Raw genomic sequence first — 12,833 nt, forward strand, 5'->3', positions numbered from 1 at the left:
ATGCTTTGGTATTCCGGCGGCTCTGGAGGCTGCCAGACCGACTGTCAGAGCGGTGGTCCGTCGGCGTATTTCGCCAACAGGTCGATCAGCCTTTGCGCGGCCGGCGAGATGTAGCCGGTGTCCCGGTAGGTCACGACCAATGCGGCGGCGCATTCGCTGCCCAGTTCGGTGCGGTGGCAGCGCCGTTGCACCAGATGGGCGCGCGCCGTAAACATGAACGGCGATTCAACGTGCATTTCGGGCTCCAACCGCCGGCACGCATATTGCTCACCATCATCACTGACCTGCTCGGCACCGTTGCCGCAGGTATCAGTGCCTCCGCTAATGAAGGCGGGATCCGAGCGAATCGACAGCGATGCAGCTGGCGGTTCGTCTGTTCCAACCCGATTCGCATCCGTTCCATGCGGGGGCCCACTGCCGCTGTCGTTCCAGACAGCATGGCCGGTGGTCTGCACCCTCACGGCATCGGCTGTGTGTGCAGGATCCGACATGAAAATCGCAGTGATTGGCCACGGCATGGTGGGCCACAAGTTCCTCGAGCAACTCCACGAGCTCGACGTCGCGCAGGCAGAGGTCACGGTGCTGTGCGAGGAGCCTCGCCCGGCCTACGACCGGGTCCACCTCTCCGAATTCTTCGCAGGCAAGACGGCGGAAGACCTCTCGCTGGTCGAGCCCGGCTTCTTCGAGCGCAGCGGCTTCACGCTGCGCCTGGCGGCGAAGGCCGTGGCCATCGAGCGCCGCAACAACACCATCACCACCGCCGATGGCGAAGTCGTGCACTACGACAAGCTGGTGCTGGCCACGGGCTCCTCGCCCTTCGTGCCGCCGGTGCCGGGCCGCGACCGGCCCAATTGCTTCGTCTACCGCACCATCGAAGACCTCGAAGCCATGAAGGCCTGCGGCGCGCGCTCGAAGACCGGCGTGGTCGTCGGCGGCGGACTGCTCGGCCTGGAGTGCGCGAAGGCCCTGCGCGACATGGGCCTGGAAACGCACGTGGTCGAGTTCGCGCCGCGCCTCATGGCCGTGCAGGTCGACGAGGGCGGCGGCCGCGCGCTGCGCAACAGCATCGAGGCGCTCGGCCTGCATGTGCACACCGGCCGCAACACGGTCGAGATCGTCGATGGCGCGAGCGCGCGGCACCGCATGGTGTTCGCCGACGGCACGCACCTGGAGACCGACATGATCGTGTTCTCCGCCGGCATCCGACCGCGCGACGAACTGGCCCGCCAGAGCCTGCTGGCGCTGGGTGCGCGCGGCGGCATCGCGGTGGATTCGCACTGCCGCACCAGCGACCGCAACGTGTACGCCATCGGCGAATGCGCTGCATGGAACGACCAGACCTTCGGCCTTGTCGCGCCCGGCTACGACATGGCCCGCGTCGCCGCCAAGCACATCGCGGGACAGGACGAGGCCGCCTTCACCGGTGCCGACATGAGCACCAAGCTCAAGCTGATGGGCGTGGACGTCGCCAGCATCGGCGACGCGCACGGCAGGACGCCGAAGTCGTGCTCTTATCAGTACGTCAACGAGCACAAGCAGATCTACAAGAAGATCGTCGTCAGCGAGGACGGCAAGCAACTATTGGGTGCCGTGCTGGTCGGCGACGCCGCCGAGTACGGCAACCTGCTGCAACTGGCGCTCAACGGCATCGCGCTGCCGGAAGAGCCGGAGTTCCTGATCCTGCCATCGAGCGATGGCAAGGCGCGTCCCGGCATCGGCGTGGAAGCGCTGCCCGACACGGCGCAGATCTGCTCGTGCAACAACGTGAGCAAGGGCCAGCTCTGCGCGGCCGTTGGCGAAGGCGCCTGCACGGTCGCCGATCTGAAGGCCTGCACCAAGGCCGGCGCCTCCTGCGGCGGCTGCGTGCCGCTGGTCACGCAGGTGATGAAGATGGAAATGAGCAAGCGCGGCATGGCGGTCAACAACCACCTGTGCGAGCACTTCCCGTACTCGCGCCAGGAGCTGTTCCACCTGGTCCGCGTGGGCGAGATCAAGACCTTCGGCGACCTGCTGCACAAGCACGGCAAGGGGCTGGGCTGCGACGTCTGCAAGCCGACGGCAGCCAGCATCTTCGCCTCGTGCTGGAACGATTTCGTGCTCAAGAAGGACCTCGCCAGCCTGCAGGACAGCAACGACTACTTCCTGGGCAACATCCAGAAGGACGGCTCGTACTCGGTGGTGCCGCGCATGCCGGGCGGCGAGGTATCGGCCGATGGCCTGATCGCGGTGGGGCAGGTCGCGAAGAAGTACGGGCTGTACACCAAGATCACCGGCGGCCAGCGCGTGGACCTGTTCGGCGCGCGCGTTGAACAGCTGCCCTCGATCTGGGAAGAGCTGATCGCCGCTGGCTTCGAGTCGGGCCATGCGTATGGCAAGTCGCTGCGTACGGTCAAGAGCTGCGTCGGCTCGACCTGGTGCCGCTACGGTGTCGATGACAGCATGGGCATGGCGATCGAACTCGAGAACCGCTACAAGGGTTTGCGCACGCCGCACAAGATCAAGTTCGGCGTCTCGGGTTGCACGCGTGAGTGCGCCGAGGCGCAGAGCAAGGACGTGGGCGTCATCGCCACCGAGAAGGGCTGGAACCTATACGTGTGCGGCAACGGCGGCATGAAGCCGCGGCATGCCGAACTCATCGCTTCCGATCTTTCGAAGGCCGAGCTGATCAAGCTGGTCGATCGCTTCCTGATGTTCTACGTGCGCACCGCGGATCGCCTGCAACGCACGAGCACCTGGCGCGAGAGCCTGGAGGGCGGCCTCGACTACCTGAAGGGCGTGCTGATCCAGGACACGCTGGGCCTCGGCGCTGAACTCGAAGCGCAGATGCAGCACGTCGTCAGCACCTACCAATGCGAGTGGAAGACCGCGGTGAACGACCCGGCCACGCGCCAGCGCTTCCGCTCCTTCGTCAACAGCGAGAAGCCGGACGAGCACATCGTGTTCGTGGAAGAGCGCGGCCAGATCCGGCCGGCGCGCGGCGCGCAGCGCGATGAAGCAGCGACCGATCTTGAAACCGCCTGATGCACGCGAGGACATCCCCATGACCGCTGAAACCCTCCACTGGACCGCCGTGTGCGCCGCGAGCGACATCCTGCCCGACACCGGCGTCTGCGCTCTCGTCGACGGCGTGCATGTCGCGATCTTCAACGTTGCCGGCGCGCAGCAGTTCTTCGCCATCGACAACGTCGATCCGAAGTCCAGGGCGAGCGTGCTGTCGCGCGGCCTGGTCGGCAGCCTGGGCGAACGCATCGTCGTCGCCTCGCCGCTCTACAAGAACCACTTCGACCTGCGCAGCGGCGAATGCCTCGAAGCGCCGGAGCACTCGGTGCGCGCCCACGCGGTGCGCGTCCACGAAGGCCGCGTGCACGTCGCGCTGTCCTGAGCCCCCATTTCGTTTTTCATCAAGATCCCCAAGGAACCCTATGGCCTACCTCGCACCTGCCGAATTCGTCACCAAGATGGTCGACGCCGGCGAATCCAAGCTCCTGATGTCCACCCGCGACACGCTGATCCGCTCCTACATGGCCGGCGCCATCCTCGCGCTGGCGGCGGCCTTTGCCGTGACCATCACCGTCAACACCGGCAATGCGCTGGTGGGCGCGATGCTCTTCCCGGTCGGCTTCATCATGCTGTACCTCATGGGCTTCGACCTGCTGACCGGCGTGTTCACGCTGGCGCCGCTGGCCGTGCTGGACAAGCGCCCCGGCGCCACCTGGAAGGGCGTGATGCGCAACTGGAGCCTGGTGTTCTGCGGCAACTTCGCCGGCGCGCTGACCGTGGCGGTGTTCATGGCCATCATCTTCACCTTCGGCTTCAGCGAGGCGCCCAATGCCATCGGCCAGAAGCTGGGCCACATCGGCGAAGGACGTACGGTGGGCTATTCGTCGCACGGCGCGGCAGGCATGCTGACGCTGTTCATCCGCGGCGTGATGTGCAACTGGATGGTGTCGACGGGCGTGGTCGCCGCGTTGATGTCCACCACCGTTTCGGGCAAGGCGATCGGCATGTGGATGCCCGTGATGATCTTCTTCTACATGGGCTTCGAACACTCGATCGTCAACATGTTCCTGTTCCCCACCGGCCTGATGCTCGGCGGCAACTTCACGCTGATGGACTACCTCATCTGGAACGAGATCCCGACGGTGCTGGGCAACCTCGTCGGCGGCCTGAGCTTCGTGGGCTTGACGCTGTACGCGACGCACTACAAGACCGCCCCCAAGCGCGCCCTGACCTGAGAAGGCGTGAGTATTTCTACTGCGGCCACCGATCTCGGGTCTGCGGTGCTCAGCGCACGAGAGTGCGGTTCCGCTCCGCGACCCGGCCTTCCGGCAGGCGCCCTCGCTGCGAAATCTTCACGCCTTCGCGGCGCCGAGGATCAGGCAGAAGGGCGGCAACGGAAGGAGCTTCGCGTGACGCTGGGGCAGCACTCGCTGGCCGGCGCGGAGGGCGTCAACCAGGACTTCCACGGCGCGGTGCTGCCTCGGGGTTTCGCGCGCATCTCAAAGGGCATCGTCGTGGCGATTGCCGATGGCATCGGCTCCAGCCGCGTGAGCCAGGTGGCCAGTGCCGCCGCGGTGCGCGGCTTCCTGGACGACTACTACGCCACGTCCGAGGCGTGGTCGGTGCGGCGCGCGGGCCAGCGCGTGCTGAGCGCCACCAACTCCTGGCTGCATGCGCAGACGATGCGCAGCGATGCACGCTTCGACAAGGACAGCGGCTACGTCTGCACCTTCAGTGCGCTGATCCTCAAGGGCCGGGACGTGCACATGCTGCACGTCGGTGATGCGCGCATCTACCGGGTGCATGCCCATGCGCTCGAACAGCTCACGGACGATCACCGCGTGCATCTGTCATCGGTGGAGTCCTATCTCGGTCGCGCATTGGGCGCGGACTCGCGCGTGGAGATCGACTACGCCCATTGGGAAGCCGAAGCCGGCGAGGTCTACCTGCTGGCCACCGACGGCGCCTACACGCACCTCGACGCGCAAGCGGTACACGATGCGCTCGCGCATTGCGATGGCGACTTCGATGAAGCGGCGCGGCTGCTTGCGACCGAGGCCAGGGCGCGGGGCTCCCGAGACGATGCGACCGTGCAACTGCTTCGCATCGACGAACTGCCGGCGGCCAATGCGGCACGACTGCCGATGCAGCGCGACCACTTGGCGATCTCGCCACCGCTGGCCTCGCGCGCAAGCTTCGAGGGCTTCACGCTCGTGCGCGAGCTGCAGGTGAGTGCGCGCAGCCACGTGCACCTGGCCGTGGACGACGCCACCGGGCAGCAGGTCGTGCTGAAGCTGCCCTCCGTCGACCTGCGCGATGACGCCGATTACCTCGACCGCTTCGTGCTCGAGGAGTGGGTGGCGCGTCGCGTCGACAGTCCGCATGTGCTCAAGGCCAGCGCCATCGACCGGCCGCGCAGTCACCTGTATGTCGCGATGGAATACGTCGACGGCCAGACGCTCGCGCAATGGATGGTCGACCATCCGCGCCCCAGCCTGGACACCGTGCGCGGCATCATCGAGCAGTTGGCACAAGGCCTGCAGGCCCTGCATCGGCGCGAGATGCTGCACCAGGACATCCGGCCAGAGAACGTGATGATCGATCGCGCCGGCACTGTCAGGATCATCGACCTGGCGTCCACGCATGTCGCGGGCCTCGCTGAAAGCTCCGGCGAGCGCCGCGCACTCGCCATCGCCGGCACCTTGCAATACACGGCGCCCGAATACTTCCTCGGGTGCGGCGGCGACGTGCGCTCCGAGCTGTTCTCGCTGGCCGTGATCACGTACCGCATGCTCACCGGCCAACTGCCCTACGGACTGGACGCCTCGCGCATCCGGACGCCGACGGACGTGAAGAAGCTGCGCTATGTGCCGGTCCGCCACTTCCGGCCCGAGTTGCCGGCATGGCTCGATGCGGTGTTGCAGAAGGCGCTGCATCCGGATGCTGCGAAGCGGCAGCAAGCGGTGAGCGAACTGGCGCATGACCTGCGCGCGCCGGGGCCGGAGTTCATGCGTGCAAGGCCACCGCCGTTGATCGAGCGGAACCCGGTGCGCTTCTGGCAGGCCACGACGGTGATGCTGGGCGCGGCGGTGATCGTGCTGATCGGGATGCGCGTCGTCGGAGGTTGATGCGCCCGCAGGGTAGCGTGAAGTGGTCGAAGCTGGTGAAGGAGCGGGACATCAGGATCGAGTGAGTGTGGCGGCATCGTTCGAGGCCCCTGGATTTCGCGGCGGAAGAATGAAAGACTCGCGCGACCACACCACGCACGCGGAGCTCCTCATGCCGCCCACCGCCCCGATCACGGACGCCAACCCCACCGTCGAAGAAATGCAGGCGCGCGTCGCAAGATTTCGTTCGCTTCAGCCGACGACGGACTACGTCGATGCATCCATCCCGGGATGCGAGCGGACGACTTATCGCGTGCTCGGCACGCCGCCCGCCGCGCCGCTCGCGGCGGAAGGCTTCCACCTCAACATCGTCTGCTGCGAGCCCGGCAAGTCGGCGCCGCTGCACAACCACCTGACGCAGGAAGTGTTCGTCGCGCTCTCCGGGCGATGGGAGATCTTCTGGGGCCCGACTGGCGAGCGCAGCGTGGTGCTTGAACCGTGGGACACGGTGGCAATTCCGCCGGGCGTCTCGCGCGGCTTCAGGAACATCGCGGCGGAGCCCGCGTACCTCATGGGCATGGCCAGCGGCCAGGACCCGGGGAACATCAACTGGCCGGCACAGGTTCGTGCGGCGGCTGCGGCAGCCGGGGTGGCATTGCCCTAGAGAGGCCCTCGTCGTCGCTACAGTTTCAATTCCCAGGTTTCCCCGACGAGCTGCTGCCCGAATCCCTCATAGGGCTCCGACTTGGTGAGCTTGAACCCGCGCGCCGCGTAGATGCCGCGTGCCGCCGCCAGGCAACTGTTGGTCCAGAGCACCATCTTCTTGTACCCCTTGCGGCGTGCGAAGCCAATGCATTCATCGGTGAGTCGGGCGCCCAGGCCCAGGCCGCGCGCCTGGGGCGCAAGGATCAGTATGCGCAACTGCGCCGTCGTGGCCGACTTGCGGACGACGAACACCGCGCCGACGCGTTCGCCGTTGAGTTCCGCGATCCAGCAGCGCTCACTGTCGGGTTGGAACTTGCGGAGGAACTGGGCCGCGATCTCGGCGACCAACGCTTCGAATTCACTGTTCCAGCCGTATTCGCGGGCATAGATCTCGCCGTGCTGCTGCACCACCCAGCCGATATCACCGGGCACAGGGTCGCGCAGGATCGCTGTGGTGGGCCGGGTCGCAGCAGACCTGGCGGGTTCGAGCAAGGCCTGTACCGTGCTCATCGCGTCCAGCATCTGCTCGCGTTGCGCCGCGGAGAGTGGGGCGAGCAGGGCGCCTGCTTCGTCGCGCGACTTCTGTTGCAGCGGCGCGAAGGCGGCATGGCCAGCCTCGGTCAGCGCCAGCAACTGGTGGCGCCCATCGCCGGGGTGTGGTTTGCGCGTCAGCCAGCCGGCCGCATCGAAGCGGCGCAGGATGCGGCTGAGGTAGCCGGCGTCCAGGCCCAGCGACTTGCCGATCTCGCTGGCGATGGGCGTTTCGCGATGCGCCAGTTCATAGAGCACGCGCACGTCGGTCAGCGAGAGATCGCTGCCAAGGTAGCCGTCGAGTGCGCCGATGCGGGCGGTGTAGAAGCGGTTGAATTGGCGGACCGCCTTCACGGCGGCGGCGTCTACGGGGCGGGTGCCGGGAACATTCATGCTTGCCATTGTCATGGATATTAATTGACAAAAGCAACGATTTCCGAATGGTCGACCGGTTCGACGGATGGCCTTTGGGGCGACAAAGCTAAGGAAAAACCCTAAAATCGAGGGTTGCCCATATCGGGCCCATATGGCGTTGCATTGCGCCAGCCCCTCGCAAGCCGCAATTTCAATGAACGCCCCTGTCGACGTCTCCTTCTTTCATCGCGCCGCCAAGCCGCTGACCAGCTACCGCAAGTACTGGGCGGCCCGCTTCGGCACCGCGAAATTCCTGCCCACGTCGCGCAAGGAGATGGACGCTCTCGGCTGGGACAGCTGCGACATCATCGTGGTCACCGGCGACGCCTATGTCGACCACCCGAGCTTCGGAATGTCGGTGATCGGCCGCATGCTCGAAGGGCAGGGCTTTCGCGTCGGCATCATTGCCCAGCCCGACTGGCAGAGCGCCGAGCCCTTCAAGGCGCTCGGCAAGCCGAACCTGTTCTTCGGCGTGACGTCGGGCAACATGGATTCGATGATCAACCGCTACACGGCGGACCGCAAGATTCGCAGCGACGACGCCTACACGCCCGGCGACGTCGGCGGCAAGCGGCCCGACCGCGCGGCCATCGTCTACTCGCAGCGCTGCAAGGAAGCCTGGAACGACGTACCGATCGTGCTCGGCGGCATCGAAGGCTCGCTGCGCCGCATCGCGCACTACGACTACTGGTCGGACAAGGTGCGCCGCTCGATCGTGGTGGACAGCAAGTGCGACCTGCTGCTGTACGGCAATGCGGAGCGGGCGATCGTGGAGGTGGCGCATCGGCTTGCCGCGAAGGAGCCGATCCAGCAGATCACCGATGTGCGCGGGACCGCGTTCGTGCGGCGCGACACGCCGGAGGGATGGTTCGAGATCGACTCGACCAGCGTGGATGAACCCGGCCGCGTCGAGGCGCATGTCAATCCGTACCTGATGGTGTCGGAGCAGGCCAAGGCGAATGGCGCGAGCTGCGCGCGTGAAGACGAGGCTGAGGCGGTCGCCAAGGCGGCAGAGTCCCGGGGTTCACTCCCTCTCCCGCGAGCGGGAGAGGGCAGCGGTGAGGGCGCGGCGCAGCCGCTGGTGTTCGTGCCCAACCCGAATCTGAAGACGAAGAGCCCTCACCCTAACCCTCTCCCGCCAGCGGGAGAGGGGACAACAGCCAGGGAGCGAATCAAGGTGCCGCCACGGGATCGGTCGGTGATCCGGCTGCCGTCGTACGAGCAGGTGCGCAGCGACCCGATCCTGTATGCCCATGCCAACCGCGTGCTGCACCTCGAAACCAACCCCGGCAACGCCCGCGCGCTGGTGCAGGCCCACGGCGAAGGCACGACCGCGCGCGATGTCTGGATCAACCCGCCACCCATCCCGCTGACCACGGCCGAGATGGACTACGTGTTCGACCTGCCGTACGCCCGCAGCCCGCATCCGCGCTATGCCGACGAGGCCGGCAGCCACGACGGCGCGACCAAGATCCCCGCGTGGGAAATGATCCGCTTCAGCGTGAACATCATGCGCGGCTGCTTCGGCGGCTGCACCTTCTGCTCGATCACCGAGCACGAGGGCCGCATCATCCAGAGCCGCTCGGAAGAGTCGATCATCAAGGAGGTCGAGGCCATTCGCGATTCGGTGAAGGGCTTCACCGGCACCATCTCCGACCTCGGCGGCCCCACCGCCAACATGTACCGCCTCGGCTGCAAGTCGCCCGAGATCGAGGCCGCCTGCCGCAAGCCGAGTTGCGTCTACCCGGGCATCTGCTCGAACCTCGGCACCAACCACGATCCGCTCATCAAGATCTACCGCCGCGCGCGTGCGCTGAAGGGCATCAAGAAGATCCTGATCGGCTCCGGCCTGCGTTACGACCTGGCCGTGCAGTCACCGGAGTACGTCAAGGAACTGGTGCAGCATCACGTCGGCGGCTACCTGAAGATCGCGCCCGAGCACACCGAGCAGGGCCCGCTCACCAAGATGATGAAGCCGGGCATCGGCAGCTACGACAAGTTCAAGCAGCTGTTCGAGAAGTTCAGCGCCGAGGCCGGCAAGAAGCAGTACCTCATTCCGTACTTCATCGCCGCGCATCCGGGCACCAGCGACGAGGACATGATGAACCTCGCGCTGTGGCTGAAGAAGAACGGCTTCCGCGCCGACCAGGTGCAGACCTTCTACCCGAGCCCGATGGCCACGGCCACGGCGATGTACCACACCAACAAGAACCCGCTGCGCAAGATCACGCGCGAGAGCGAGACGGTGGACATCGTGCGTGGCGACAAGCGCCGCCGCCTGCACAAGGCCTTCCTGCGCTACCACGATGCCAACAACTGGCCGCTGCTGCGCGAGGCGCTCAAGAGCATGGGCCGCTCCGACCTGATCGGCAACGGCAAGCACCACCTGATCCCGACCTGGCAGCCGCTCACCGATGGCAGCTACACCAGCGCGCGGCGCAGCAACTCCAGCGCGTCGGCCGAGACGGTGAAGTCATCGCCCGTGACCAAGGGCCGCCTGCTCACGCAGCACACGGGCCTGCCGCCGCGGGACAACGGATCGGGCCGGCCGGCGGTCGGCAAGAAGCCGGGCAGCGCGCGACCGCCGATTCGCAAGGCACGCTGAGTCGCTTGACGGACAGGCAATCCGACGAGACTCAGGCCTGGAGACTCAGGACCCCGACAGGCCTGCTGGCAACAGCTTGCCGACCCATGCGCCCACGATGGCGACATGGCCCCGCCGCCATCGTCCAGTAGACCGCCATGAAGTCCGGCTTGCGAACCTTGTGGCGAAACAGGCGCTGGGCGCACCAGGCGCCCGGCCAGCCGCCAAGCAGTGACAGCATGTGCAACGTGGTCTCCGACGTGCGCCAGCGGCCTGCCTCGGCGGCGCTCTTGTCGAGGCCATAGATGAAGAAGGTCGACAAGCTGATCACCAGCAACACGGCGAGTGTGATCGGCGAGATGCGCGCGATCCAGACGCCATAGCCAAGTAACGCAACATAGATTGCGATCAGCAGGGCCATGGGCAACGAAGAAGTCGACGGCGCAACGTCGCGCGATCGGCCGTTCGGACGGTCGGATGGCCGGCGGGACGGTTCGGAAGCGCTCCGACCTTGCGGCTGCCGCGCCGCACCGGCCGCCTGCACCGCGACCGCGCGCGGACCCTTGCCGCCCATGTGAATCTCCTCGAAGCGCAGCATCATGCCGACCTGCGGCGTGATGCCCTTGTCGGTGAAGTCGCGCAGATGCACGAACACATCGGCTGAGATGTCGGGACAGTGGATGAAGCTGAAGCCCCGGTCCTTGACCCAGCGTACGAGCGTGCCTTGGCGTTTCATCGCCGGGATTCTCGCCGCTGTGCGCACCGCATCCATCGTTGCCGGGAGCCGGTCCCGCTCCCGCGTCAGTCCGTCAGTCCAGGGGCTCGGTGGATTGCCTCAACGCCTCGGCACCGGAATCCGCGCAGACGACTTCACCTCTCGCAGCGCCAAGCTCGACTTGATGGACGTCACGCCTTGCTGCTTGCGGAACACCTGCTCCACGAAGTCGCTGTATGCGTCGAGGTCGGTGGCGAGGACCTGCAGCAGGTAGTCGGCGTCACCCGTGATCTTGTGGCATGACAGCACCTCGGGTTGCAGCTTCATGGCGTTTTCGAACTTGTCCGGCGCGTCGTCCCCGTGCATGCCGAACTGGATCTGGACGAAGGCCAGCACATTGAGCCCGAGCATGCGCCGATCGAGGTTGGCCTGGTAGTCCTTGATCACACCGTCGTCCTGCAGTCGCTTGCGACGGCGCCAGCATGGCGTGACGCTCAGGGAGAGCTTGTCACCGAGTGCCGCATTCGAAATGGCGCCGTCGGCCTGCAGCAATTCGAGCATGGCAACGTCAATGTCATCCAAAGGTGGTGAAGGGCGATTTTTGCTCATGGGTTGACTTTTATAGTCGAAATGTTCGGAAAGCATAGCCTTTGCTGTCGCGATAGCAATGTTTTTCCGCGCCTGGAGAGCTAAGATTTTTGTCTTCAACAGAGGGCAAAGATGCTTACGGTTTTCAGTTCTTCACATCACCTGCACCACGGCAAGGAACTCAAGGACGGCGCGCTGACCCCTTCGTTCGAAGAGCCGGGTCGGGCCGATACGATCCTTCGCCGCGTGCGGTCGGTGGGCCTGGGCGATGTCATCGGGTGCCGTCCGTTTGGCGCCGAGCGCTACGTCGGCGCGCACAGCGAGCGCTATGTGCAGTTCCTGTCCACGGCCTGGCAGAAATGGAGCGCGGGCGGGCGAAGCTCCGACGCATTGCCGCTGGTCTGGCCGGTGCGCAACATGCGCGACGACATCGAGCCTTCGGTCATCGAGGGCAAGCTCGGCTACTTCTCCATGGACGCCGGCGCACCCATCACGGCCCACACCTGGAATGCGGTCGCGGAAAGCGCCAACCTGGCGCTCACCGGCGCCGAGCTCGTGCTCGAAGGCGCGCGCAGCGCCTTCGCCCTGTGCCGGCCGCCGGGACACCATGCGGGCCGCGAGTACATGGGCGGCTACTGCTACCTGAACAACGCCGGCATCGCGGCATCCCACGCCATTGCCAGGGGCGTCAAGCGCGTCGCCATCCTCGATGTCGATTTTCATCATGGCAACGGCACGCAGGACATCTTCTATGAGCGGCCGGACGTGCTCACCGTTTCCATTCACGGCGACCCGTCGGTGTCGTACCCGTACTTCAGCGGACACGCCGACGAGCGCGGCTGCAATGCCGGCCTGGGCTTCAACGTCAACCTGCCGCTGGCCAAGGGCACGGATTGGGCTGCCTACACCGTGGCATTGAAGGCCGCGTGCCAGGCGGTCGCCGCGCATGCGCCGGAACTGCTGATCGTCTCGCTGGGCGTCGACACGTTTGAGAACGACCCCATCAGCCACTTCCTGCTGAAGTCCGATGACTTCTCCAGGCTGGGCGAGCAGATCGCCGCCATCCAGTGCCCCACGCTCTTCGTGATGGAGGGCGGCTACATGGTGGATGAAATCGGCATCAACGCCGTCAACGTCCTGCAGGGCTTCGAGGCGCGCGGCTGAGCGCTTCCAACCCTTTTTGAACCCA

General features: G+C 65.9%; 11 protein-coding genes. 7 read left to right on the plus strand and 4 right to left on the minus strand.

The features are described from left to right. Window positions 1-44: 44 nt before the first annotated feature. Window positions 45-491, minus strand: a complete 447-nt coding sequence (locus tag HB681_RS06740; protein WP_213954026.1) for a hypothetical protein — start codon at window positions 489-491, stop codon at window positions 45-47. Between HB681_RS06740 and nirB the strand changes: the two genes are divergently transcribed. The 5 genes from nirB (at window position 490) to HB681_RS06765 (ending at window position 6,771) form a co-directional block, all read left to right on the plus strand. Next, entirely contained in the window at window positions 490-3,021 is a 2,532-nt protein-coding gene (gene nirB / locus HB681_RS06745; RefSeq protein WP_213954027.1) for a nitrite reductase large subunit NirB, read from the plus strand. The genes HB681_RS06740 and nirB overlap by 2 nt on opposite strands. 19 nt (window positions 3,022-3,040) lie before the next feature. Then, complete coding sequence (gene nirD, locus HB681_RS06750; RefSeq protein WP_213954028.1) at window positions 3,041-3,382, plus strand: nitrite reductase small subunit NirD; 342 nt, start codon at window positions 3,041-3,043, stop codon at window positions 3,380-3,382. A gap of 40 nt (window positions 3,383-3,422) precedes the next feature. Then, window positions 3,423-4,235 (plus strand): formate/nitrite transporter family protein, encoded by an 813-nt coding sequence (locus HB681_RS06755; RefSeq protein ID WP_213954029.1) that lies wholly within the window; start codon window positions 3,423-3,425, stop codon window positions 4,233-4,235. Window positions 4,236-4,409: 174 nt separating this feature from the next. Then, complete coding sequence (locus tag HB681_RS06760) at window positions 4,410-6,128, plus strand: protein kinase (protein ID WP_213954030.1); 1,719 nt, start codon at window positions 4,410-4,412, stop codon at window positions 6,126-6,128. 151 nt (window positions 6,129-6,279) lie between these two features. Next, a complete protein-coding gene (locus tag HB681_RS06765; protein ID WP_213954031.1) occupies window positions 6,280-6,771 on the plus strand; it encodes a cupin domain-containing protein in 492 nt (163 codons plus the stop codon). A gap of 17 nt (window positions 6,772-6,788) precedes the next feature. On the opposite strand, the gene HB681_RS06770 is transcribed toward HB681_RS06765, so the two are convergent. Beyond that, a complete protein-coding gene (locus tag HB681_RS06770; protein ID WP_213954032.1) occupies window positions 6,789-7,745 on the minus strand; it encodes a helix-turn-helix domain-containing GNAT family N-acetyltransferase in 957 nt (318 codons plus the stop codon). Window positions 7,746-7,911: 166 nt separating this feature from the next. On the opposite strand from HB681_RS06770, the gene HB681_RS06775 reads away from it, so the two are divergent. Further along, complete coding sequence (locus tag HB681_RS06775; RefSeq protein WP_213954033.1) at window positions 7,912-10,362, plus strand: YgiQ family radical SAM protein; 2,451 nt, start codon at window positions 7,912-7,914, stop codon at window positions 10,360-10,362. 31 nt (window positions 10,363-10,393) lie between these two features. Here HB681_RS06775 and HB681_RS06780 read toward each other — a convergent pair whose 3' ends face one another. Both HB681_RS06780 and HB681_RS06785 read right to left on the minus strand, forming a co-directional pair. Beyond that, window positions 10,394-11,077, minus strand: a complete 684-nt coding sequence (locus HB681_RS06780) for a DUF1294 domain-containing protein (RefSeq protein WP_213954034.1) — start codon at window positions 11,075-11,077, stop codon at window positions 10,394-10,396. Between the two features lie 99 nt (window positions 11,078-11,176). After that, entirely contained in the window at window positions 11,177-11,665 is a 489-nt protein-coding gene (locus HB681_RS06785) for an Lrp/AsnC family transcriptional regulator (protein ID WP_213954035.1), read from the minus strand. 111 nt (window positions 11,666-11,776) lie between these two features. On the opposite strand from HB681_RS06785, the gene HB681_RS06790 reads away from it, so the two are divergent. Then, window positions 11,777-12,808: a histone deacetylase family protein gene (locus HB681_RS06790; RefSeq protein ID WP_213954036.1), complete on the plus strand. Its 1,032-nt coding sequence runs from the start codon at window positions 11,777-11,779 to the stop codon at window positions 12,806-12,808. Window positions 12,809-12,833: the final 25 nt, after the last annotated feature.

It is taken from the genome of Variovorax sp. dw_954 (genome assembly GCF_018449755.1).
Lineage (GTDB): Bacteria > Pseudomonadota > Gammaproteobacteria > Burkholderiales > Burkholderiaceae_C > Variovorax.